This window comes from Gracilibacillus pellucidus (genome assembly GCF_033949965.1).
Lineage (GTDB): Bacteria > Bacillota > Bacilli > Bacillales > Amphibacillaceae > Gracilibacillus > Gracilibacillus pellucidus.
Window position 1 is genome coordinate 31,903 of record NZ_JAWZSR010000003.1, and the last position, 25,146, is coordinate 57,048.

18 protein-coding genes and 1 other annotated feature are annotated in these 25,146 nt (G+C 34.9%); all 18 genes read left to right on the top strand.

Annotated features, from left to right (window positions below; all coding sequences use genetic code 11):
* The first annotated feature begins 30 nt into the window (after window positions 1-30).
* The 18 genes from pdxA to SH601_RS05975 all read left to right on the top strand — a co-directional run bounded on the left by pdxA (window position 31) and on the right by SH601_RS05975 (window position 25,140).
* Entirely contained in the window at window positions 31-1,023 is a 993-nt protein-coding gene (pdxA, locus tag SH601_RS05890) for a 4-hydroxythreonine-4-phosphate dehydrogenase PdxA (protein WP_319957342.1), read from the top strand.
* Window positions 1,024-1,089: 66 nt separating this feature from the next.
* Window positions 1,090-2,190 (top strand): sialidase family protein, encoded by a 1,101-nt coding sequence (locus SH601_RS05895; protein WP_319957343.1) that lies wholly within the window; start codon window positions 1,090-1,092, stop codon window positions 2,188-2,190.
* Window positions 2,191-2,220: 30 nt separating this feature from the next.
* The gene (locus tag SH601_RS05900) at window positions 2,221-3,249 is read left to right on the top strand and encodes a TRAP transporter substrate-binding protein (protein ID WP_319957344.1); all 1,029 of its coding nucleotides are present in this window, start codon (window positions 2,221-2,223) and stop codon (window positions 3,247-3,249) included.
* A 77-nt stretch (window positions 3,250-3,326) separates the two neighbouring features.
* On the top strand, window positions 3,327-3,830 hold the full coding sequence (locus tag SH601_RS05905; protein WP_319957345.1) for a TRAP transporter small permease: 504 nt from the start codon (window positions 3,327-3,329) through the stop codon (window positions 3,828-3,830).
* Complete coding sequence (locus SH601_RS05910; RefSeq protein WP_319957346.1) at window positions 3,827-5,128, top strand: TRAP transporter large permease; 1,302 nt, start codon at window positions 3,827-3,829, stop codon at window positions 5,126-5,128. The genes SH601_RS05905 and SH601_RS05910 overlap by 4 nt, the downstream gene beginning before the upstream one ends.
* 49 nt (window positions 5,129-5,177) lie before the next feature.
* Window positions 5,178-5,924, top strand: a complete 747-nt coding sequence (locus tag SH601_RS05915) for an SDR family NAD(P)-dependent oxidoreductase (protein WP_319957347.1) — start codon at window positions 5,178-5,180, stop codon at window positions 5,922-5,924.
* Between the two features lie 291 nt (window positions 5,925-6,215).
* Window positions 6,216-6,494 (top strand) — a binding site (T-box leader).
* A 59-nt stretch (window positions 6,495-6,553) separates the two neighbouring features.
* Complete coding sequence (locus SH601_RS05920; RefSeq protein ID WP_319957348.1) at window positions 6,554-7,411, top strand: SAM hydrolase/SAM-dependent halogenase family protein; 858 nt, start codon at window positions 6,554-6,556, stop codon at window positions 7,409-7,411.
* Between the two features lie 56 nt (window positions 7,412-7,467).
* Window positions 7,468-8,022: an ECF-type riboflavin transporter substrate-binding protein gene (locus SH601_RS05925; protein ID WP_319957349.1), complete on the top strand. Its 555-nt coding sequence runs from the start codon at window positions 7,468-7,470 to the stop codon at window positions 8,020-8,022.
* 19 nt (window positions 8,023-8,041) lie between these two features.
* A complete protein-coding gene (locus SH601_RS05930; protein ID WP_319957350.1) occupies window positions 8,042-9,754 on the top strand; it encodes an ABC transporter ATP-binding protein in 1,713 nt (570 codons plus the stop codon).
* Window positions 9,745-10,572 (top strand): energy-coupling factor transporter transmembrane component T family protein, encoded by an 828-nt coding sequence (locus SH601_RS05935; RefSeq protein ID WP_319957351.1) that lies wholly within the window; start codon window positions 9,745-9,747, stop codon window positions 10,570-10,572. The genes SH601_RS05930 and SH601_RS05935 overlap by 10 nt, the downstream gene beginning before the upstream one ends.
* Window positions 10,573-11,219: 647 nt before the next feature.
* Window positions 11,220-13,151, top strand: coding sequence for a rhamnogalacturonan lyase (locus tag SH601_RS05940; protein WP_483401891.1), 1,932 nt, complete (start codon window positions 11,220-11,222; stop codon window positions 13,149-13,151).
* Window positions 13,152-13,439: 288 nt separating this feature from the next.
* Complete coding sequence (locus SH601_RS05945) at window positions 13,440-17,228, top strand: GH32 C-terminal domain-containing protein (protein WP_319957352.1); 3,789 nt, start codon at window positions 13,440-13,442, stop codon at window positions 17,226-17,228.
* 196 nt (window positions 17,229-17,424) lie between these two features.
* Window positions 17,425-19,206, top strand: coding sequence for a cache domain-containing sensor histidine kinase (locus SH601_RS05950; RefSeq protein ID WP_319957353.1), 1,782 nt, complete (start codon window positions 17,425-17,427; stop codon window positions 19,204-19,206).
* Window positions 19,207-20,805, top strand: a complete 1,599-nt coding sequence (locus SH601_RS05955; RefSeq protein WP_319957354.1) for a response regulator transcription factor — start codon at window positions 19,207-19,209, stop codon at window positions 20,803-20,805.
* 12 nt (window positions 20,806-20,817) lie between these two features.
* Window positions 20,818-22,140 carry an ABC transporter substrate-binding protein gene (locus tag SH601_RS05960; protein WP_319957355.1) on the top strand — a complete coding sequence of 441 codons (1,323 nt, stop codon included), beginning with the start codon at window positions 20,818-20,820 and terminating at the stop codon, window positions 22,138-22,140.
* 208 nt (window positions 22,141-22,348) lie between these two features.
* Window positions 22,349-22,969: a YesL family protein gene (locus SH601_RS05965; RefSeq protein WP_319957356.1), complete on the top strand. Its 621-nt coding sequence runs from the start codon at window positions 22,349-22,351 to the stop codon at window positions 22,967-22,969.
* Between the two features lie 289 nt (window positions 22,970-23,258).
* A complete protein-coding gene (locus SH601_RS05970; RefSeq protein WP_319957357.1) occupies window positions 23,259-24,233 on the top strand; it encodes an ABC transporter permease in 975 nt (324 codons plus the stop codon).
* A 16-nt stretch (window positions 24,234-24,249) separates the two neighbouring features.
* Window positions 24,250-25,140 carry a carbohydrate ABC transporter permease gene (locus SH601_RS05975; RefSeq protein ID WP_319957358.1) on the top strand — a complete coding sequence of 297 codons (891 nt, stop codon included), beginning with the start codon at window positions 24,250-24,252 and terminating at the stop codon, window positions 25,138-25,140.
* Window positions 25,141-25,146 lie beyond the last annotated feature (6 nt).

The following is a 25,146-nucleotide window of genomic DNA, read 5'->3' on the forward strand; positions in this document are numbered from 1 at the left end:
TTACAGTTTAATTATTAAGGTGGTGAACATATGAGGCCAACAATTGGTATAACAATGGGGGATGCAGCTGGTATCGGACCAGAAATTATTATAAAGGCTTTAGAGGATTCAGCTATTTATGAATTTTGTAAACCAGTTGTAATAGGTGATGCAAAAATATTAAAACGAGTAATTGATATTACAGATTCAGAGATTGTTGTAAATATAATCCAGGAAGTACAAGAAGCTCAGTTTCGTTATGGAACAGTTGACTGTATAGATTTAAATCTATTACCAGAGAATTTAGCATTTGGTGAAGTTTCACCAATAGCAGGAAATGCAGCATTTCAATTTATTAAAAAGGCAGTTGAATTGGCTAAAGAAAGTCAGATACAAGCTATATGCACAGCTCCTTTAAATAAAGAAGCATTAGTAAAAGGGGGACATCAATTTCCAGGGCATACAGAAATATTGGCAACGCTAACAGAAACAGATGATTATTCTATGATGTTAAGTTCTCCAAAACTAAAAGTCATACATTTGACGACACATGTTGGCTTGAAAGAAGCAATTGATACTATTAACCCAGAGAGAGCTTATACTGTTATTGACTTAGCAGATACTGCACTAAAACGTGCAGGTTATAAAGTGCCAAGAATCGCAGTTTGTGGTATCAATCCACACGCAGGTGAAAACAGGTTGTTTGGTGAAGGTGAAGAAGAGGCAAAATTAGTTCCAGCTATTAAAAGAGCACAGGAAGAAGGAGTAAATGTGAGTGGGCCACATCCAGCTGATACATTATTCTTTCGAGCAGTTCGAGGTGATTTTGATATAGTCGTTGCTTGTTATCATGATCAAGGGCATGTACCTATAAAGGTATTAGGTTTAGAAGAAGGAGTTAATATAACAATTGGTTTAAACTATGGAATAATTCGAACTTCTGTAGACCATGGAACAGCATTTGATATTGCTGGTAAAAACATTGCAGATAATCGGAGTATGATCGCTGCAATACAATCGGCTGCTGAACTTGCTCCGAAATAGGTTGAAGAATGTTTATTATTAGTGTATAGCAATATAATTAATCTTTCGGTTAGGGGGAGAGTTTTGATGGATGATTTGAAAGCGTTTCAATTAACGAGGGATATTCCTGCTTTATATCCACATAACCATGCTTCTAATTTACATGTATTAGCTAATGGGGATATATTATGTGTTTGGTTTAGTGGTTCAAGAGAAGGAAAACCTGATATTTCAATAATGTGTTCGAGACTAAAAAAAGATGAGAAAGAATGGAGTCAGCCAATTGTTCTTTCAGATGATACAGAGAGATCTGAGCAGAATCCGGTTCTATTTGAAAATACAAATGGTGAACTATGGTTGATTTATACAGCTCAGAATGCTGTTCATCAAGAATCCTCTGTTGTACGATATAGAATCTCTACTGACAATGGATATACATGGAGTGAAATCAGAACATTATTTGACAAGCCAGGTATTTTTGTGCGAAATAAGCCAATTAAATTAGAAACGGGTGAATTAGTGTTACCTGCATACTATAGTTTGAAATCGCGAACTGGATTTTTAGGAAATGACTTTAGCGTAGTGAAAATATCAAATGATCATGGTAAGACATGGACAGAACATGTGGTAAAGGATAGTAAAGGATTAGTTCATATGTCTATCGTATCAGATAAACAAGATAATCTTCTTGGCTTTTTTCGTAGTAGAAAAGCAGACTATATTTATATAAGTAAATCAAATGATCATGGTAGAACATGGACAACTCCAAAGCAAACAGAGTTAATGAACAATAACGCTTCTATACAAGTAATAAGGTTGAAAAACGATGAATTAGCCATTATTTTTAATGATGTTAACGCCGAATTAGCGCCACCAAATGAAAATAGACCTCCTTGGTTTGATAAGAGTGACATGGACAAAGTTGGGGTTGACAAAAATATAAAAGAACAAGAATCTATTTGGGGGGTTATAAGGGCACCCTTAACTATAGCACTTTCGGATGATGATGGAGAAACATGGAACTATAAGAAAAACATTATAACGAAAGAAGATGTTTTTGCTGAACATCCAGAATTTTCTTACCCCTCTATTAAGCAAACAGATGATGGAAAAATTCACATTACATTTACCTACTTACGTCATTTTATAAAGCATGTTGTTGTAACAGAAGAATGGATTAAGAGTTAATGCTTTTGCTAAGAAGGAGGAGAAAGGAATATGTTTTCATCAAAAGTTGTGAAGAAAATGAGTTTTATATTTAGTTTCACTCTAATATTAATGATAGCGGTTGCTTGCTCGGATGATTCAGGGGCTGAAACCATTTCATCTGGTAATGGTGAATCAGTTAGTTTAGTAGCAGCTACGATAAACCCGAAAGATACTTTGTTAGCACAAGCATTACAAGCATTTGCTGATGAAATTGAAGAGCAGAGTGATGGAGAAATTGAGATAACAGTTCATACAGATGGAACTCTGGGAAATGCTTCAAGTTTGTATCAATCTGTTATTTCTGGAGATATCGATTTTATTTATTCTGATCCAGGTTGGTTTGCAGAACATAGTCCTGTTTTTAATGTACTAAGTAGTAATTATTTGTTTAGAGATCAAGAGCACTTCGAGTCAATTGTAAACTCAGGTGATAAACTATCATATTTTGAGGAAAAGTTAGTGGAAAATCCAGGTTTGAATACTTTGATGTATATTGGTGGAATAGAACGTAATATTTTGAGTACTTTCCCAATTGAATCAGTGGAAGATTTACAAGGCAAAGAAATGCGTAGCGGTACAGGTGCTACTGAAATAGAATGGTGGAAAGCTTTAGGAGCGAATCCTACGAGTATAGATTTAAACGAGGTGTATTCAGCTTTACAAACTGGAGTGGTAGAAGGTTCACAGAATAGTTTAGATTCTATGCTTAATAATAGATTTGGTGAAGTTGCAAAATATGTGGCTAGGACTCAACATAATTTAACCCTAGGCTTTGTTGTAATGAATAATAATCGATACGAATCTTTAAGTGATGAGCATAAAGAAGCTATAGCAAACGCAGCAGAAGTAGTTCAACCAGAATATATAGCGAAAGCGTTTGAACAGGCAGAAAGAGATATGGAGACACTGAAGGAAGATTTTGATGTAACATTCACTGAAATTGATCGTGAAGGATTTATCGAAAGATCTAGGGAGCAATTGGATAAATTAGCAGAAGAGTATGATGTTGTAGATGAAGTGGAAGATATTTTTTATTAATTGAACATACTGTTTTCTAGCGCGTATTGTTAGAAAACAGTATAACTTTCGATAGGTGATATGTGGAGGTGAGCGATTTGCTTCAATCAAAATTGACTTCGTATATTGTGAAAATAGCCCATGCTATTAGTGTTTTTATGATGATACTATTGGCTGTCACGTTATTTGTGGGTGTTTTAAGTAGATATGTTTTTTCGTACTCTATTCCTGAACTAGAGGTGCTACGGAATTTCTCATTAATGTGGTTGGTCTTTATTGGTTCGGCACTAGCTGTTAAAGAAAAGATGCATTTGGAAATTGATATTTTCTCAGATTATATAAGTGAGAGAATAAATAGAATAAGGTTACTTGTTGTGTTTATTCTCTCAATTTTTGGGATGGGGATTCTTGTTTTTATTGGGATTGCAGCATTTCAATCAGGATTAAATAGAACAGAACTTGTGCCTATCAGAATATTATCAACACAGCCAACACTTATTTATTATTACTCAGCTTTCTTGGTAGGTTCGATACTGATGTTGTACTTCCACTTGATAAACAGTCGAGAGCTATTGGCTAGAAATGAGGTCAAGAAGAAATGATACTACTTTCCATCATCTTAATCTTTTTTGTTTGCTTGTTAATTGGTGTACCTGTTGCTTTTAGTATCATCATAGCAGCTGTTATTCCACTTTTATTTGAACCATTAATCAGCCTGACGCAGGCAAGTTCTATCATGATTGAGTCGTTTTCAAGTTTTACTTTATTAGCAATTCCCTTATTCATCTTTTGTGGAGCACTGATGAATTTAACTAAAGTAACAGATGATTTAATTTATATTTCAAAAGCATTGGTAGGTAAATTAAAGGGTAGCTTGGCACATATGAACATTGTTACAAGTGTATTTTTTGGTGCTATTTCTGGATCTTCAGTTGCGGATGTAGCTTCACTAGGCAGAATTTTAATTCCTGCAATGATTAAAGCGGGGTATAGTAAAGAATTTGCTGCTACGATTACTGCAGCATCTTCAACAATCGGATCCATTATTCCACCGAGTATTTTGTTGATTGTGTATGGAGCGTTAGCGCAAACCTCTGTAGCAGCTTTATTCATCGCGGGAATTGTACCAGGTATTTTAATAGGTATTACACAAATGGTATATGCCTACATGTACGCTAAAAAACATGATGTGGGTGATATTCAGAATGAACAGATTGGTTTACCAAATGATCAGACCTTATCTAAAACAGTTGCTTTAAAGAAGAGTATCTTTCCAGTGAGTTTATTTTTGGTAGTTATAGTAGGGATAATGTCTGGTATATTTACAGCAACAGAAGCTGCGAGTATAGCAGTTGTATATGTTTTTATTGTTGCTTTTTTTATTAAAAAAGAAAGGAATTTCAAAAAATATATGGAGGTTACAAGAAAGGCAGTTATTGACTCGGCCTCCATTTATATTTTAATTGCTGCTGCAGCATTACTTTCTTGGGTGCTTTCGTATTATAAAGCATTAGATCCAATCATTAATTTATTAATAGAAAACAACTTTAATCCCCTTATGTTTCTATTATTATTAATGCTGTTATATGTTGTTTTAGGAACTTTTATGGAACCGAACTCTGCGATGTTAATTTTCGTTCCATTGTCAGTGCCGATTATTCAAGGGTTAGGTATCGATCCAGTTGTGGCAGGTATTGTGACAGTTATGTCTATTCGCTTAGGTACAGTGACACCTCCATATGGTTTATCAATTTTGTTAGCTGCTAAAGTAGCTGATACAAATGTATTAAGAATGATGAGACAGATTATCATTTTTGTATGTATATATTTAGTTTCTATTATTCTTATTATTTTGTTCCCTCATGTTGTTACGTTTTTGCCTAATATTCTAATGGAATAAGGATTATGTGTTTTAGTAACAACATAGACATTTTTATTGGAGTGAAGATATGTTATTACAGGATAAAGTAGCGATTGTTTCTGGTGCAAGTCGAGGCATTGGTAGACAAACAGCATTAACATTAGCCTGGCATGGTGCTTCGTTAGTAATATCAGGCACAAAAGTTGATCTACTAAATGAAGTGGCAGGCAAGGTAAATGAAATGGGAAGAAAATGTATGGTTTCTGTTGGTGATGTAACAAATTTTGAAACAGCAACAAAAGTAGTTTCACAAGCGATTAAGGAATATGGACATATTGATATTTTGATCAATAATGCGGGTATGAATATGCGTACATCTACTCTCGATATGGATATAGAAGATTGGAAAAAGGTTATGGATGTTAATTTGAATGGGAATATATACTTTTGTAAAGCTGTTTTACCGTATATGATAAAGCAAAACTATGGAAAGATTGTCAATGTAAGTTCAACTACTGCAAAATCTGGTCATAAAAATGCAATCCCGGCATACGGTGCTTCGAAGGCTGGGATTGATTATTTAACTAAGCATTTAGCAATAGAAATGGCTGAGTATAATATATACGTAAATGGTGTGTCACCAGGCCCTGTTGAAACAGATATGATTAAACAATGGTCAGATGAATATTATCAAACTGTAGTTTCTAAAATACCATTAAAGAAATTAGGGAAACCGCAAAATGTTGCAGATGTTATACTTTTTCTCGCATCATTCATGTCAGATTTTATTACTGGTGAAACTATTAATATTAATGGTGGAACATATATGAATTAACGAGTTTTTGTGTTTTAACAATGGATTTTACTAAAAATAGTACTACTAACAGAATTGATTGTTAGTAGAATACTGCTTACATATTCCTGTTTGCTCATGAAAAGAGTAATTATATAGGGAAAACCGAATACTAAGACAAGAACATATATATCGCACTGGCGAAACCTTTCACTCATCCAATAAATTAGTGATCATTTATAGATGGAATAATTTAAAAATTCAAAAAACAACTTGCGCTTTTTCATCATTTTGCGTATAATCCTTTATAAGATTGACAAATGAATAATGATTGCAAAAGTGATGAAAAGGGAAAGTAAGTTTCGCGTGTTTTTTGACAGAGAGCTTCGGTAGCTGAAAAGAAGTAAAAATACAGATGCTGAAAATGGCCTTGGAGCTTCGTACTGAACGTATCCGATAATGGTGCAAGTAAGTGGCGACGAGATTTGGTACTCGTTATCTATACCAAAGTATGAAAGCCTTGTTAGGCGGAGTACTTATAGAGACTGTTTACGTGAGTAGGCAGTAAATAAAGGTGGTACCGTGTTGAATTAAATAGTCAACGCCCTTGTTGTTCATAAGAGCAATAAGGGCGTTTTTTAGTAATTACATACATCTAGGAGGTAATAATTATGTCGAACAATTTAGTATTTCAATCAGATTTTGGTACAAGTGATGGTGCGGTGAGTGCAATGTATGGTGTGGCGAAAACAGTAGAGCAAGATTTGGATTTATACGATATTACACATGATATACCAGCGTACAATATTTGGGAGGCTTCGTATAGACTTTATCAAACGATTAGTTATTGGCCGGAAGGAACCGTTTTTGTTTCGGTAGTTGATCCTGGGGTAGGATCGGAACGATTAAGTATTGTCGTTCAAACAACTAGTAACCACTATATTGTGACACCTGACAATGGGACTGTGACACATCTTGCGAATTCGATTGGCATTAAAGAGGTTAGAGAAATAGATGAAAAAGTGAATCGATTGGAAAAATCTTATGAATCCTATACGTTTCATGGTCGAGATGTATATGCATATACAGGAGCGAGACTTGCGACAGGCGTTATTACATTTGAAGAAGTTGGAAAGAAGTTAGATAGGGAACAGTTGGTGAAACTCTCCACACCAGAAGTAACAGTGGAGGATGGCATGATCACAGGTAATATCGATATTTTAGATATTCGATTCGGAAATTTATGGACGAATATCTCGAAGGAATATTTTCAAAATGAAGAGATTAATTATGGTGATACGTTAGAGGTAACAATATTAGATGGTTCAAGACAAGTATATAAAAATGTGATGTCCTATGGTAAATCATTTGCGGATACACGAGTTGGAGAACCGCTTCTCTATATTAATTCACTAGAAAATATCGGTGTTGCATTGAATCAAGGGTCTTTTGCACAAGCTTATCAAATTCAAACAGGGGAGAAATGGAAATTAATTGTACGCAAAGCACCGAGGATTGTATATAGTTAAAAAGAATCGACAACAGAAGGACACAGCTCATATTTTTCTAAAGGGAGAGAGGAATAATGAAAGGGAACTTATCAATTAGAACAATTGTGGCGATTGGTATTGGTGCTGCTGTATACGTTATTTTAGGGAGGTTTTTAACGATTCCAACTGGGATTCCCAATACAAATATTGAAACGGCAGTAGCATTTTTAGCCTTCATGGCAGTGTTATTTGGTCCTATTGCAGGTGGACTTATCGGCTTGATTGGTCATGCGCTTAAAGATGTTTTATTATGGGGTTCGATTTGGTGGAGTTGGGTGTTTGTTTCCCTGTTTATTGGACTATTTATCGGATTATTTGCACGAAAGATTGCCGTAGAAAATGGAGAGTTTGGAACAAAGCAAATAGTGACGTTTAATGTAGTACAGGTTATTGTACAAGCGATTGGCTGGATTTTACTCGCGCCATTATTAGATATTCTTATTTATGCCGAACCAGCTAGTAAAGTATTCACACAAGGAGCGGTAGCAAGTATTTCTAACATTATATCTGTTGGCGTAGTCGGTACCATCTTACTTGCAGCTTATGCGAAGACAAGAACGAAAGGAAATAGTCTGTCGAAGGAATCGTAGCATGATAAAGGAGTATACCATGAAAGAGCCAATCATAGCATTTAATCAATTTACATTTAAATATCATAGCCAAACAGAACCTACCTTACACAACATAGATGCGACGATTTATCAAGGCGAAAAAGTATTGATTTTAGGCCCTTCCGGCTCAGGAAAAAGTACACTCGTTCATTGTTTAAATGGGCTAGTGCCATTCTCTTATAAAGGGAAAATCGAAGGAGAGCTTTTGATAAACGGGCAGAACACGAAGGATTTAGATATTTTTACGATATCGACAATGGTAGGTACGGTGTTACAAGATACAGACGGTCAATTTATTGGTATTACAGTTGGAGAGGATCTTGCTTTTTCATTAGAAAATGAGCAGGTACCACAGCAGGAAATGAAAGAAATTGTCCAGCAAGTGGCAGAACTAGTAGAGGTCGAGGACCATATGAATCATGCGACACATGAGCTTTCCGGCGGACAAAAACAGCGTGTCTCACTTGGTGGTGTGATGGTAGATGAAAAGGTAGATATTCTTCTATTTGATGAGCCATTAGCAAATTTAGATCCAGCAACAGGACAGTATGCGATGGATTTGATTGATCGTGTCCATCAAGAGACGGATAAAACGATTGTGATGATTGAGCACCGTCTGGAAGATGCTTTGCATATCGAGTTTGACCGAGTGATTGTGATGGATGAAGGGAAGATTGTGTTCAATGGGAAGCCAAATGACTTGTTAGCAAGTGATGTGTTAGAGCAAGTAGCTATTCGAGAACCACTTTATTTAAAAGCATTAAAGTATGCGGATTGTCCGCTTCATTCACAGATGCAATTAGCGGATCTCACTCGTTTAGAACTGTCAGCGTCTAACAAAACAGCTTTACAACAATGGTCGATAGTACAGGATGATGCTACCCAATCATTTTCTGAAAATATATTAGAAGTTCATAATCTACAATTCAACTATGCAGAAAATCCGATATTACAAAATATTTCTTTTTCGATTAGGCAAGGTGAAATGGTTAGTATTGTCGGCAAAAATGGAGCAGGAAAATCTACATTGTCTAAGCTGATTTGTGGTTTTGAGCAGATGGATAGTGGTGAAATTCTATTGCATGGTGAGGATATATCGAACAAAACGATTTTTGACCGAGCAAGTAAGATCGGTTTTGTATTGCAAAATCCTAATCATATGATTACGAAGCATTTCATTTATGATGAAATTGCATTAGGCTTAATCAATCGTGGTTATGATCAAGCAGAAATAGACAAACGAGTCATACATGCATTAAAAGTGTTTGGCTTATATCCATTTCGTAATTGGCCGATTTCTGCTTTGAGCTATGGACAAAAGAAACGAGTAACCATCGCTTCGATATTAGTACTTGAACCGAGTATTCTTATTTTAGATGAACCAACTGCTGGTCAAGATTTTCGTCATTATACGGAAATGATGACCTTCTTACAAGAACTAAATGCTAATGGCACAACGATCATGTTCATTACCCATGACATGCACTTAATGTTAGAGTACACATCAAGGTCGATCGTATTAGCAGATGGAAGGTTAATCGCTGATCGGTCAGCTGTTGATGTATTAACAGACGATCAAGTAGTAGTAAAAGCCAATTTAAAACGCACTTCTTTGTTTGATCTTGCGCAGAAAGCGAATGCCCAAGATCCGAAAGCATTTGTACATCAATTCATAGCTTATGATAGAAAGGTTCGAAAAAGATGGCTGTAAATATTTTAGGATACATGGAACGAACATCTCCGATACATCGATTGTCAGGATTGACAAAGCTCATTGTGTTTTTATTATGGTCATCTGTTGCAATGCTTACCTATGATACAAGAGTGCTTTGCGTCTTATTTATTGCAAGCCTTGTCATATTCAGTCTATCTAAAATTAGTGTGAGAGATATTTCCTTTGTCTTGATTATTATTCTAGCATTTCTTGCACTGAATAATGTAGCTATTTATCTATTTTCTCCAAGTGAGGGAGTATCTATTTACGGAACTAGTCATGTGATTTGGGAAGGGATAGGTAGATATAATCTGACATGGGAGCAATTGTTTTACCAATTAAATATCACATTAAAATATTTCGTTGTTATTCCAGCGGCATTGTTATTTATTTTAACGACCCATCCAAGTGAGTTTGCTGCATCACTGAATAAGATAGGGATCAGTTATAAAATTGGTATTGCTGTATCCTTGGCATTACGTTATATTCCAGACATTCAACGAGATTTTCGAACAATTGCACAAGTGCAGCAAACAAGAGGAATTGACTTATCCAAAAATGAAAAGTTGATCAAACGACTGAAAAACGTTGCGTCTATTATGCTACCATTGATTTTCTCTAGTTTGGATAGAATTGAAGTAATCAGTAATGCGATGGAGTTACGTAGTTTTGGCAAACATAAAAAACGTACTTGGTATAGTGCTAGACCGTTGTTAAAGCCTGATTTCTTTACATTGATAATTAGTGTTGTATTGTTTATTGTAGCGATGCTTGTTACGTTTTACGATGGGAATCGGTTTTATAATCCGTTTTAGTGTGAGTTAAAAACCCTATTGATTGAAGTCCCACTTTACTATGTCCGACAAAACGACAAAAAATAACCCCTCATGTGCTTTGCCAGGCACTAAGGGATTATTTTCTTAAGTCTGCCTATCCCCACTTATCGGGATTAGGTCTATTGTAACCGTAGACGTTGGAGTGTCTACGGTTTTTACTATGTTATGACATTTCTATTTATCACGGTGCATGAGTCCGTAATACCCCACTTCAAGATTCGAGTTAAAACAAAGAAGCTAAGCGGGCGATAAACGGACGCTAACGCCCTGATAAGTTTCGCTAACAATTAGTGGGTGTCAAAAACCCCCACTGATTGAAGTCTCACTTTATAATATACCACAGTTTTTCCATAACAACACATTAAATTAAAAATAACCTTTATTAAGAAAAGTACTCCCTTATAGCCTTCTTGGTGACTTTGCTTGTACCACTTTTCAGAGATGTTTGGTTAAAAATCAGAGGTTTGATTGACAAGCGTATGTTAAGATTTTAGACTATCCAACGAAGAGGTTTAGTTATTTTTGAAAACGTAAAATGTAAGCGTTATCCTAAACCTCTAAAATCACGACAAGGAGGTGTGAAGGAAAACCGTCACGTTATTCTAGTATGATAAATACGAGGAGGAATGAAATTGGTGAAGAAAATCCTAATTACTTTTGGTGTTGTCCTGTTCATAGGTTTATTGCCTTCTAGTCTGCTTGATGCAAAAAAAGATGCGTCACAAGATGCCAAACGACAGATGGAAGACCTTGATCGAGCATTAGTTGCTGTTGAATCAGATGGTGGGGTATATCTAGGATGGAAGATGCTAGGTACGGATCCAAAGAATGTTCAATTTCATATTTACCGTGACGGAAAGAAAATAAATAAAAAGCCAATAAGAGATAGTACGAACTACTTTGATGAAAATGGAACACCAGATTCTATATATCAAGTGAAGGTATTGAATGGTAAAGGTGATAAATATACAGAAGAAGTAAGTGTATGGAGTGAAAATTATTTAAGTATTGCACTAGATAAGCCTGAAGGCGGTACTACACCAGATGGAGTCGAGTACACATATAGTGCCAATGACGCAAGTGTTGGTGACTTGGATGGTGATGGTCAATATGAAATTATCTTAAAATGGGATCCATCCAATGCAAAAGATAATGCGCATAGTGGGTATACAGGGAATGTTTATTTAGATGCATACAAGCTAGATGGGACGAAATTATGGCGTTTAGATCTAGGTAAAAACATTCGTGCCGGCGCTCATTATACACAATTTCTTGTTTATGATTTTGATGGAAATGGCCAATCAGAAGTGGCGTTGAAAACAGCAGATGGAACGATTGATGGAGAAGGTAATGTGATTGGTGATGCAAATGCTGATTGGCGAAATAATCAAGGTTACATTTTAGACGGACCTGAATTTCTTACAGTGTTTGACGGTGAAACAGGTAAAGCGTTGGAAACGACCGATTATTATCCACCACGAGGTGATGTGAATGATTGGGGTGACGGTTATGGTAACCGTGTCGACCGTTTCCTTGCCGGAGTAGCTTACCTAGATGGTGAGCGTCCAAGTATTGTGATGGCTCGTGGATACTATACGAGAACAGTGCTTGCGGCATATAATTGGCGTGATGGTGAATTAACACAAGAGTGGGTGTTTGACAGTGATGATGAAGGGAATGAAGGCTATGCTGGGCAAGGTAACCACAGCTTAGCTGTAGCAGATGTTGATGGTGATGGAAAAGATGAAATTGTTTACGGCTCTATGGTAGTAGATAATGATGGAACAGGCTTATATACAACAGAGTGGGGCCATGGCGATGCACTACATGTTGGTAAATTTGACCCGAATCGTCCCGGATTTCAAATTTTCCAAACACATGAGGATGCGAGCATTCCGATTGGTTATAGCTTCCGAGATGCTGGAACAGGTGAATTAATTTACGGATTTGAAGTAGCCCAAGATGTTGGTAGAGGGATGATAGCAGATATTGACCCACGCTATGAAGGAGCACAATTCTGGGCATCAGTAGAATGGGACGGTAGCCAAGGAAGTGGCTTGCATGCCATAGATGGAGAAGTCATTACAGATAATGCGCCACGCTCCGCTAATTTTGGTATTTGGTGGACAGGTGATCTGGGCAGAGAACTACTTGACCATACGTTTGATCCAAATAGTGATCCACATGGAGTTGGAAAAATCGATAAATGGGATTACGAAAAGGAAAGATTAGAAACCATTTTTGTTCCAGAGGGCACACGTACAAACAATTGGACGAAAGGAAATCCGTCGCTGCAGGCAGATATTTTTGGTGATTGGCGTGAGGAAGTAATCTGGCCAACTGCAGATAGTGAAGAATTACGGATTTACACGACAACAGATGTAACAGAAGAAAAGATCTATACGTTAATGCATGACCCCGTATATCGATTATCTGTTGCATGGCAAAATGTCGCTTACAATCAACCACCACATACAGGATTTTTCCTAGGTTATCATATGGATGAGCCACCAACACCAGCGATTGACATTGTTAAGAGGAATGGGAAGAAGAAATAAGAGTTAGCCGCTGATTTATTCAGCGGCTAGTTCTTTTTTTTTTTTTTTTTTATGGTGCATAAATCCGTAAAAACCCCACTGATTGAAGTCTCACTTTATGTGTCAATCGGTTGACAGTTGTAAGCGTTTTCTATAATATTGGACTTATATTAAGTGGGGGCTTAATTCAAACAATATGCAACCAGTTTTCTTTTTTTTATTACTCGATGATGAACAAAAAACCAAAAAAGGTGAAGTATTCTTGGATCATAATAACGAAAAGCAAGATCTTAGAAGGGAGTTCTTATCATGGTTTATATAATAAAAAGAAAAGTCACTTATTGTTTACTTTTAATTATTGTAATAGTAGGCCTATTAATTAAGTTGTCTAGTATACAACTGTTCGCTCTAAATGAAACGAAGGGGGATAATGATAAGAAAGAAGTTATTGCTATTAACAACGCAAATACGAATGTATCTAATTGGAGCATTTATGGTTCAGGTAAGCTCGAGGATACACGCAAAGGTTTAAAACTATCATCAGAATCGAATGAGAATGTGTTCGCTATTTCGGATGTTCAATCAGAAGCGTTTAATTATGCATCAGATGTACAAATTTTAGATAAATCAGCTAAGGTAGCGTTATTATTCGGAGCAAGTGAAAATGGACGTGATTCCTATAGTGTTCAATTAGTACCAGAACAAGGAGTTATTCAATTACGTAATGTAGAGAAGGGAAATAAATTAGTAGAAGAAGTAGAAGTAAATATTAAAGAAGATAATATTTACAATTTAAGAGTTAAAGTAGCAGAAGAAACGATTAAAGTATACTGGGAAAATCAATATAATCCAGTAATCGATACGGATATGTCGTTAGACGATAATCAATATGTAGGATTAAGCGTATCAAATGGCTCTGCATTATTTCAGCATGTAGTTATTAGTGAATTCTCAACTAATCTTGATTCCATATTGGTTGAACAAGGTGATTGGCAGCCCAATATAAATGGACTAAAAGGGTATGCAGAAGATGATGAAATAGCAGAAAAAATATATGATGACAAAATGACTAACTTTGTTTTGGAAGGAAATATTTCCTTTAAGGAAGGAGAAAATGAGGCTGGTTTAACATTTCGTATGAATGAAGATGGAACAGAAGGTTATCAGGTTATTTTAAATAAACATGAAGCTGCAATAGAAGTTAGAATACAAAAAGCTGATGGAACGATACTGGGTACATCTACGCAATCTTTTCCATCACTAAATGGCACTAAGCATCATTTAGAAATAATAGTGCAGGAAGAACAGGTGACCTTGTATTTAGATGGCTATGCGGATCCTGCAATAGAAATTATAGATAATAGCTATTCAGAAGGATTTATAGGATTAATAGCATTAACTGGAACAGCTTACTTTCAAGATGTCTATGCAGTTCCGACCAATGAATATTATAAAGAAAATTACCGACCAGATTATCATTATACACCTGCTCGTGGCTCTGTTAGTGATCCGAATGGGTTGGTTTATTTTGAAGGAGAATATCATCTTTTTCATCAAGATGGTGGTAAATGGGCACATGCGATTAGTGACGATTTAATTAATTGGAAGCATGTACCTGTAGCATTACCTTGGAATGAACATGGGCATGTATGGTCAGGATCTGCAGTGGCAGATTTGGAAAATGATTCTGGACTTTTTACTGATTCAGGTGGTAAAGGGTTGATTGCGTTTTATACGTCTTACAATCCTGATTTGCAGAACGGTAATCAAAAAATTGGGCTTGCTTATAGTAAAGATAAAGGACGTACCTGGGAATACTCAACCGATACTCCAATTGTAATTGAAAATCCAGGTCAGAGTGACGAAGACCTTGGTGATTGGGATTTTCGTGATCCGAAGGTAGTTCGTGATGAAACAAATGACCGCTGGATAATGGTTGTGTCTGGAGGAGATCATATACGTTTATTTACTTCGACTGATCTTCTGAATTGGGAACATACAGATAATTTTGGGTATGGGGAGTATATTCGTGGTGGAGTATGGGAATGTCCAGATCTTTTTGAATTGCAAGTTGAAGGAACAAATCAGAAAAAATGGGTTCTTATGGTTAGTACAGGGGCAAATCCAAATACTGAAGGTTCTGATGCTGAATATTTTATTGGAGAATTAACCTCAGAAGGTAAATTTGTTAATGATAATGAAGCTGGTGATGTATTAAAAACGGATTTCGGTAAAGAATTCTATGCATCTATGTCATTCGCTAATATGCCAGATGATCGTCGTGTAGCATTGGCTTGGATGACGAATTGGGATTATCCTTTTGATTTTCCAACAGACGGTTGGCAAGGTCAACTTACCATTCCTAGGAAATTACAGTTAATGGATACGTCGGATGGAATTAGGTTAGCTCAATCTCCAATTGTAGAATTGGAAACGCTTCGTCATCCTGTTTTTGAAGAAAAAGATAAACATGTAACCCCTGAAACGGCATCGGATCTATTGAAAAAAATAAATGAAGCTTCTTATGAAATAGAGATGGAGGTAGAAATACCTTCCGATAGCCCTGTGGATGAATTCGGTATCCAATTTAGAGAAGGAATAGAAGAACAAACAGTGCTTGGCTATAATGTGGAAGATCATTTAATGTTTATTGATCGTTCTAATTCAGGTGTTACAAACTTCTCTAATCAATTTACAACGTTACATGAAGCTCCGTTATTTCAAGAAAATAAGCGAATTAAACTAAATGTTTTTGTAGATAATGGCTCTATTGAAGTGTTTGTGAATAATGGGGAGGTAGTCTTTACTGATGTGATATTCCCTAGAGCAACGAGTAGAGGGATGAGCTTTTTCACTGAAGGTGGTGCTGTGGATATAGTTTCCCTGGAAGTCTTTAGATTAGATGATATATGGGAGCGATTAATAGATCAAGAATCAAGTATTGTGACAAATAGAAAAGAGTTAGAAATGAATAGCGGAAGTGTTCAAACGTTGCATGCAGATATTCAGAGTAATAAAAGCAATGAAATGCGACCAATAAAGTGGAACTCATCAAACACTGATATTGTCGAGATAGAATCTAGCCATTATCGACATGCTAAAGTTAAAGCTAAAGAAGTAGGAGAAGTAACGATAACGGCTTCAACTCCAGATGGAAAAATATATCAAGAGATTGATGTAAATGTCTACGATGGTAAGTTCAATACTAATCTTACGGGGTGGAATGCAGATATTTCTGCGGACCATTGGATTACTACTGAGAACGGAATTAGAGGATCACATAGTAGTGATGCTCATTATATGGCGGAAGAACGAGCAGGAGATTTTCTTTATGAAGCAGACATGTTACTTGATAAAGAAGGCGGAGCTGGGTCGATATTATTTCGCGCAACAAAAGATGGGAGTAGTGGTTATTATTTTAATATAGACCCCAATATGAATGCATTTCGTCTCTTTTATAAGATGAATGGACATATGGAAGAACGTATGATACTAAAGAAAGTTCCCGCGTTTATTGAGACAGGTAAGGTTTACAGAGTGAGAATTGAAGCGAATGGTCCACACATACGTGTTAATGTGGATGGTGAGAATATTATCGATATAAAAGACGGTACTTTTGCAGAGGGTCATTTTGGATTACATGTATTTGGTGGTCAAGCGACATATCAAAATGTTGAGATTAATAATGTAGCAGAAGCTAACTTAATAGAAACATCTTTCATGAATGCTTCTACTGAGCAAACCATCTATGTAGCAACATCTAATAATGGTGAAAGAGTTATAGTTGGAAAAGATGAAGAACCAACAAATTGGACATTAGTTCCAACAGGTGATGAAGAGAATTCTTTTTCAATAAGAAATGAAGGAAATAAAGCTATTGATTTAGATACGGAAGAAAATATTATACAACTATATGATTACTTAGGTTATGACAATCAACGTTGGCTCATTAAAGATAATGAGAATGGTACAAAATCAATCCTATCTGTTTTTAATAGTCAAGCGTTAGAAGTATCAGAGCAAGAGGAATTAATGTTACAGGATTATGATCCGTTAAAAGCAAGTCAGCAGTGGCTCCTTTCTGCGGAATTGAATTAAGCAGTTAGTAACAGAAGTTTTATTTAAGAGGGAGGTTGGAAAGCTTCCCTTTTTAAATTATTTTTATCCTAATTATGAAAAATAGATATGTATTTTGTGATTCAATCAACAAATGTAAATTTTTTCATGATAAAATAAATTAATTTATTAACTTAATGGTGGATAACAGGAGCTATAATTCTTCGGAGGAATAATTATGTTTTTTTCATTGCGTAATAAACTATTTCTTGTATTCTCATGTTTGTTGACTATTCCATTTCTTGTATTTTCTTTAGTTATTCCTAGTTTGTTTACGATGTATATTAAAGAACAAACACAGGATTTAACAGTTGAGATGATGAATCAGTTTTCTCTTTATATTGATTCTGTTACGAAGCAGGCAGAAGATGTGGGGCAACAAGTATTGGTGAATTCCATAACACAAGAATGGGTACAATTAGAGACAAGACAAAGAGATGATGAAACATTGTCCACAGCTCGATTGTTAGTAAGGAATGAATTAAATATGTTGCTTAGTTCTATGATGGTGAATAACTCAAATAATATATCTGTTTCGATTTTTACACATGATGGGAAAGGAATTTGGGGAGATTATGCTAATTTAGACAGTACTGGTTGGTATAACGATTTTTTGGAACGTGGTAAAACATACACTCATTCACATATAGACTCTAATCAGCAGTCAGCATTAATGAGAGATATGAAAATTAACAGCCATTTAATACCATTAGTAGATATGAATTCTTTCCATGATAGTGGTGTGATTAAAGTCAACTTTTCTACAGATATGATAGAAGAAGCGTTGGAGAAAATGAAGATTGGTGATAACGGAAATACATTTATTATTAATGAGCAAGGTAAAAATATGTTAACTGAGGAAATAAATACACCAAAAAATATAATAGCTGATGCTTTGAATAAGGTGAAACGTAGCGATAACGAGCAGGGATTGTTGGAGGTGAAAGATGATCAGAAAACCTATTTATTGTTTTATCAACATTTAACAGTAGATGGTTGGATTTTGATGAGTGAAGTGACAGAAGAAGATTTATTTGCTCGTCCATATCGCCTACAAAAGAGTTTGCTTTTACTTAGTTTAGGGGTATTTCTAATAACTATTATTGCTTCCTTCGCATTTGCTTCCTCGATTACTAACCCGCTTCGAGAATTGACAAAAGCGATGCATTATTTGGAAAAAGGGGATTTTAATAGTGTGAGAAAGGTGATGCCTACAATTAAATCTGAAAATAATGAGATTCGTTATGTGTTGAATGTATTTGCGACTACAGTCGAACGATTGAAGGGGCTAATTGATAAGGAATATAAAGCAAATATACGTAGACGTAATGCTGAGTATAAGGCATTGCTATTACAAATAAATCCGCATTTTTTAAATAACACATTAGAAATTATTGGTGGATTAGCCGCACAAGGCAAAAATAAAGATGTAATAAATGTTAGTGTTTACTTAGGTAAAATGTTGAGATATTCATTAGATACAAAATCTAATATTGTTACATTAAATGAAGAGCTAGAATACATTCGTAATTATGCAACAATACTTCAACTTCGTTATGAACAGGCACTTGACATTTCAATTGATGATGATCCGAAGGCACGGAATATTCCTATTATTAAATTCATTATCCAACCATTAATTGAAAATGCAGTGAAATACAGCTTTATCTCTAAAAATCAAGCTTCCGTATATATTAAAACCACTTATCACGCTAATCAGCTAACCATCGTAATTGAAGATGACGGAATTGGAATGTCTCAGGACTTTATTCATTGTTTAATAGAGAAAAGTACACCAGAAGAAAATATATTGGAAAGTAGCGGTAACAGCATCGGTCTTCGCAATGTGTTGAATCGTTTGCAATTATATTATGGGGAGCTCTTCTCTTATTATATAGAATCGGAATTAAATAAAGGGACACGTATAACATTAGTGATAGATTATGAGGAGGAACAATAGATGAAAAGAGTCATAATCGTTGATGATGAAGTACAAGTTAGGAAAGGGCTACACTGGAAAGTTGATTGGGAAGAGGAAGGTTTTCAAATTGTTAATGAAGCTGAAAATGGTGAAGAAGCGCTCTTATTAATGGATAATAATCAAATAGATTTAGTTTTGACAGATGTCAGAATGCCAGTAATGGATGGAATTGAGTTGGCAAAGAAATGTAAAGAATATAATCGGCGGATGAAAGTCATTATATTATCAGGTTTCTCTGATTTTGAGTATGTAAAAAATTCGATGAAAGAAGGAGTTAAGGATTATTTATTAAAACCTGTAGATCCAGAGGAATTACAAGCAGTATTAAGAAGAATGAAGAAGGAAATGGATGATGATAGAAAGCAGCAATTAGAGATAGAAAAAGTACGAAGTTTGGCACGCAATCAATTACACGAAGTTCAAGAGCAATACTTACTTCATTTAGTAAAGGGAGAATGGTTTCAACATCATATTATTGAAGATAGATTGAAACAATTAAAGTTGCATAGTTTATTACAGGAAAATGTAAAAGCACAATTTATTACGGTAGAGGTAAGGGATTTGAATGAGGATACGGATCGAGCTAAACAATTACAACTAGCATTCCAAATGTTGTGTAAAGAAATGGTAGAGAATCAGGATGGTGTGTTTGCTTTTTATGATCCTAATTATGCAAATATGATGCAATTGTTAAGATTAGTAGATAAGTCGAGCAATCCATCCTTTTTAGTAAAATCTATACAACATTATGTGCGATCATTACTTAGATTAGAAGCTGTGATTGGCATTGGTGATGAAGTAACTGGATTACCTAATTTTAAGGTGGGATATATTTCTAGTTTGCTATCTTGGAGTCAAAGTCAAGTAGGGAATTGTTCACAAATGAGTGGCGAAGCAGTAAAAAAAGAGAGTATTACTGATTTTTCGCCAGAGTTGGAACGGAAGATAATAAATGCTATTGAACAATCCGATTTAACGCAATTTAGAGCAGAACTAGAATGGTTGCTTGGTGATATGAACAAACAATCAGTACTATCTTTTTCACTTATAGCAAATAGAATATTATTTAGTTTAAGTGCTATAGTGAAAAGATATAGCGTGGAGACAGCGGAAACACAACGGTTTATTTGGAAGGTTCAGCAAGCAATTTGGGAACTTAATGCTCAAAAACAAGTGATAGATTATCTTTCACAGTTAGCAAGTATTATTATGGAAAAGGTAAATAATACTCGTGTCTCTGATGGAAAATTCATTGTAGATGGTGTGAAAAGATATATAGATCAACATTATGGAAGTGATATTACGTTATCACATTTATCGGAGTTATTTTACATTAATAGTGCTTATTTATCAGAAATTTTCAAACTGCAAACAGGTCAAAATTTCAGTGAGTATCTAGTAGCAAGAAGAATAGTTGAAGCAAAGAAATTTTTGACAGATCAGCACTTGAAAATTATTGATGTAGCTAACTTGGTCGGTTTTTCTAACTCTGCTTATTTTGGTACAGTATTTAAAAAACGTGTTGGCCAAACACCGGTAGAATATCGGAAAGCTATCGCAGTTTCTGATTTAAAATAAAGGGTGTATAAAATGAAAAAATATATGTATATGTTGATATTTATTTTACTAATTAGCTTTATAATCGGTTATTTTATATTAGTAATAAGGCCATTAACCTTTGAACACCCCGACAAAAAGGCGATAAATGAGGAGGAAAAAGTACACTTAACATTCTGGCGAAATTTTGGTAATACTGCTGAAAATGAGGCCTATAGAGAGTTGATAAGAGATTTTGAAATCGAGCATCCTCATGTCAATATTAATATGCAGGAAATAGAATATAGTAATTATGAAGTGAAATTAAGAACAGAACTTGTAACGGAAAAAGGGCCAGATATAATGGCTATTGATAGTCCTAATCTTGGACTATACGCAAATGCTGGAATACTGCTACCATTAACATCCTTTGTGGAAAGGGATATTGATATACAAGATGATTTTCCACCCTCGATTATAGAAGGGTTAAACTATCAAGATGATCTGTATTTAATGCCCATTATAGAATCTAGTATCGCATTATATTATAATAAGAATATTTTTGAAGCTGCTGATATGCCTTTTCCTGATAAAAGTGCAGTAAATCCTATGACTTGGGAAGAGACGATTGAAATAGCTAAAACATTACAAAGTAAAGAACAAGCTGTGTATGGAATTGATCCTGCTCAAGGATTTGGTACGGGAGAATCCCCTGCTTACTTTAAGTTGCCGTTTTTGTGGCAGTTTGATGCAAATATTTTAAGCCCGGATGTTTCGACAGCAAGTGGTTATTTAGATTCTGAAGAAGCTATTGAAGCTCTTCAATTTTATCAAGATTTGTATCATAAAGAAGAGGTTGCGGCGCTTGAATTACCGGCAAAAGCTTTTGAAACTAACCAATTAGCAATGACTGTTCTTGGGTCATGGGCCATAACAGAATTGGAGAAAGATGGATTTGTGTTGGGGGAAGATTTTGGGGTAGCACCTCTCCCTAAAGCAGATAAACAAGTAGTTCCGAATGGAAGTTGGGCATTAGGCATATCAGCTCAAACAGAATACCCTGATGAAGCATGGGAATTTATCCGTTATGCAACTAGCTATGATGCCATGAAAAAATATGTGACGATAACGAAAGATATCCCAGCAAGGTATTCAGTAGCAGAGGATTTGCCTATATTTAATGAATATCCATACAATATATTTTTACATCAAGCATATTATTATTCTAAAAATCGTCCTGTAACACCTACTTATCCTGAAATTAGCACCGTTGTACGGAACTTATTTGAAGATGTTGGTATCGCTAAGAAAGATGTTAGGGCATCTGTTGAAGAAGCAGTTGAAATAATTAATGAGCGAATAAAAGAAGTAGAATAGCCCTTTTTTATCACGGCAAAAAGCCTGTATAAATCTCCTGCCTAAAGATAAGAAAGCTAAGAGGGGGAAACGGATATTAACTTTCTGATAAGTTTTACTGAAGATATTATAGAACACCTTCCAAAATAATTAAAATCGTTCTTGTGTTCATTCTGTTAAAGTGTATGTAACAAGAAACTTCATCATACTTGAGTGGAGGAGGCGCAGTATGGGAGAAAGCAGATGGTATATACGACTTGGAAATTTAGGGTTTAATCTAATTATGTTGAATATAATGTGGGTGATATGTTCATTTGTTGGTCTTGTTGTATTCGGCTTTTTTCCAGCTACTGTGGCATTGTTTGCTGTTATAAGAAAAATTATATTAGAAGATGAAGCTGGATCTATTTATTTGTTATTTATTCAACAATTCAAAGCGGAATTTATTAAATCAAATATTCTTGGTTACTTGATTGTTTTCATTGCGGTATTTTTATATGTTGATTTAAAAGTGATTGAACAATTAAATAATACAGGTTTTCAAGTAGTGTTATTTAATGGTCTGTTTGTTATTAGTGTCTTTTTTGCAATTAGTGTATTGTATGTTTTTCCGTTATATGTTCATTTTAATTTGAAGTTAGTGCAGTACCTACAGTATGCGTGTATATTAACCATTGCTAAGCCATTCCATACTATTATGTTAATTGGATCGCTTGGTGTTATATTGTTTATATATTGGGTGGTTCCAGCATTATCGTTGTTACTAGGTTTTAGTTTATTTTGTTTTATTGTAATGAAAATATCGTCTTTATCCTTATCTAAAAATCAGAACGCTGTTAATAAAACATAATGGTCTTCCAATTCACTAGTGTATACTAGTGTTTTTTTGTGCAAAATTTTATCCAAATATTTTAAAGCTAAGTCCCCTAAAATATCTAAATAAAACGCTTTCATTATTTAGTATAGTGAAAACATAAAGGTGAAGGCTGTAAATGTTATATCTGATGATTGTTCATTGGTTTTAGAGTAACAATGAAGTTTTAAAAAATTACTGGTAATTCTATTGAACATTGTTTGATTTCCCCCATTAATAGCAGTCTCACTTTTATAGATAAAGAAAAAGTAGAGGAGGGATGCTTATGGCACAAGAATGGGATACTTCACCAAAATCAGATACATTGGGAGAACAAATAAATGAAGGGAGAACAAGAAAGAAAGGCACCTTAGAGTATATTAGAAAAAATTATATCTTGTATTTGTTCTTATTACCTGCAGTCGTATTAGTATTTATTTTTAACTATATTCCAATGTATGGTGTAACAATTGCTTTTAAAAATTTTAGCCCTTTAAAAGGAATTATGGGAAGCGAATGGGTAGGATTGGAGCACTTTATTAAGTTTTTGGAATCACCAAATTTTCATCAAATTTTTTTCAATACAATAAAACTTAGTACGTTTGAATTGTTAATCGGTTTTCCGGTTCCAGTTATCTTAGCGCTTATGCTCAATCAGATAAGAAGGGCAAAACTTAAAAAGAATATTCAGCTTGTACTGTATGCCCCGCATTTTATCTCTGTTGTCGTTATTGCTGGTATGGCATTTATCTTTTTATCGCCTGCAGGTCCATTAAATGCTTTATTGAGTTTGTTCATAGATCAACCGATCTCATTTATGTCTGAACCAGAATATTTCCGGACTATCTTTATTACCTCTGGAATATGGCAATCGGCAGGATTTGCATCTATCATTTATGTAGCAGCTCTATCAAATGTTGATCCACAGTTACATGATGCAGCAACAATTGATGGTGCATCATTGTTCCAACGTATTAGACATATTGATTTTCAAACCCTCAAACCAACAATGGCAGTATTATTTATTTTAGCGGTTGGAGGCATTATGACAATTGGGTTTGAAAAGGCGTATTTACTGCAGACTTCGATGAACTTACCAGCTTCTGAGATTATTGATACGTATGTGTATAAACGAGGTCTACAAGCGGCAGATTGGTCATTTGGTGCAGCAATTGGGCTATTTAATTCTATTATTAGTTTGGTGCTACTAATAACAGTCAATACCGTTGTGAAAAAGGCGAATGGTGAAACACTTTATTAGAGAGGAGGTAGTCAAAATGAATAGTAATATTATGAACAACTCAAAAAGTGATAAAATCTTACTCTTTTTTAATAAATTATTTTTGGGTGCAATAGTACTAATTGTGACATTGCCTCTCTTATATGTACTATTAGGTTCATTTTTACAACCTGATATTCTTTTAACGAAAGGGATATCATTTGATCCAAAACATTGGACATTTGATGGTTATGTTCGCATTTTTAATGATGGGTCAATTATGAAAGGCTTTTTAAATTCTATTTTATACTCAACTGGATTTACACTTGTTTCAGTTGGTTTTACTATACTTGCAGGCTATTCATTATCTATTGAAAATTTAGTAGGGAAGAAAATTATTATGCTTTATTTTCTTTTTACGATGTTTTTTAATGGTGGAATGGTTCCAACCTATTTATTAGTAAAAGATCTGGGTTTATTAAACAGTCCATGGGCGATTATTTTACCTGGTGCTATTACGGTTTGGAATATTATCTTAGCTAGGACTTATTTTAAAGGTCTCCCAAATGAATTGAAAGAGGCTGCGAGAATAGATGGTGCATCAGACGCAAGAATCTTTCTTAGTATTATATTACCTCTTGCTAAACCAATCATATTTGTTCTTGCGCTATATTCATTTATCGGTCAATGGAATGCTTATTTTGACGCTATGATTTATTTAGAAGATAGAAGTTTGCATCCGTTACAGCTAGTGTTGCGAGACATCCTAATTCAAAACGAAGTAGAGCCAGGGATGATTGGTGACCAAATGGCTAGAGCGGAATTACAAAGGATTGCAGAAATGATTAAGTATTCTGCTATTGTTATTGCAAGTTTACCATTAATGATTATGTATCCGTTTTTTCAAAAATATTTTGAAAAGGGAGTTATGGTAGGATCACTAAAATAAAAGAGG

Bases quoted from the DNA above. Each gene is read 5' to 3' on its own strand.
- SH601_RS05940 (WP_483401891.1), top strand. From the start codon at position 11,220: ATGAAATTGGTGAAGAAAATCCTAATTACTTTTGGTGTTGTCCTGTTC.
- SH601_RS05900 (WP_319957344.1), top strand. From the start codon at position 2,221: ATGTTTTCATCAAAAGTTGTGAAGAAAATGAGTTTTATATTTAGTTTC.
- SH601_RS05935 (WP_319957351.1), top strand. From the start codon at position 9,745: ATGGCTGTAAATATTTTAGGATACATGGAACGAACATCTCCGATACAT.
- SH601_RS05950 (WP_319957353.1), top strand. From the start codon at position 17,425: ATGTTTTTTTCATTGCGTAATAAACTATTTCTTGTATTCTCATGTTTG.
- pdxA (WP_319957342.1), top strand. From the start codon at position 31: ATGAGGCCAACAATTGGTATAACAATGGGGGATGCAGCTGGTATCGGA.
- SH601_RS05970 (WP_319957357.1), top strand. From the start codon at position 23,259: ATGGCACAAGAATGGGATACTTCACCAAAATCAGATACATTGGGAGAA.
- SH601_RS05955 (WP_319957354.1), top strand. From the start codon at position 19,207: ATGAAAAGAGTCATAATCGTTGATGATGAAGTACAAGTTAGGAAAGGG.
- SH601_RS05945 (WP_319957352.1), top strand. From the start codon at position 13,440: ATGGTTTATATAATAAAAAGAAAAGTCACTTATTGTTTACTTTTAATT.
- SH601_RS05925 (WP_319957349.1), top strand. From the start codon at position 7,468: ATGAAAGGGAACTTATCAATTAGAACAATTGTGGCGATTGGTATTGGT.
- SH601_RS05975 (WP_319957358.1), top strand. From the start codon at position 24,250: ATGAATAGTAATATTATGAACAACTCAAAAAGTGATAAAATCTTACTC.
- SH601_RS05960 (WP_319957355.1), top strand. From the start codon at position 20,818: ATGAAAAAATATATGTATATGTTGATATTTATTTTACTAATTAGCTTT.
- SH601_RS05910 (WP_319957346.1), top strand. From the start codon at position 3,827: ATGATACTACTTTCCATCATCTTAATCTTTTTTGTTTGCTTGTTAATT.
- SH601_RS05930 (WP_319957350.1), top strand. From the start codon at position 8,042: ATGAAAGAGCCAATCATAGCATTTAATCAATTTACATTTAAATATCAT.
- SH601_RS05920 (WP_319957348.1), top strand. From the start codon at position 6,554: ATGTCGAACAATTTAGTATTTCAATCAGATTTTGGTACAAGTGATGGT.
- SH601_RS05895 (WP_319957343.1), top strand. From the start codon at position 1,090: ATGGATGATTTGAAAGCGTTTCAATTAACGAGGGATATTCCTGCTTTA.
- SH601_RS05915 (WP_319957347.1), top strand. From the start codon at position 5,178: ATGTTATTACAGGATAAAGTAGCGATTGTTTCTGGTGCAAGTCGAGGC.
- SH601_RS05965 (WP_319957356.1), top strand. From the start codon at position 22,349: ATGGGAGAAAGCAGATGGTATATACGACTTGGAAATTTAGGGTTTAAT.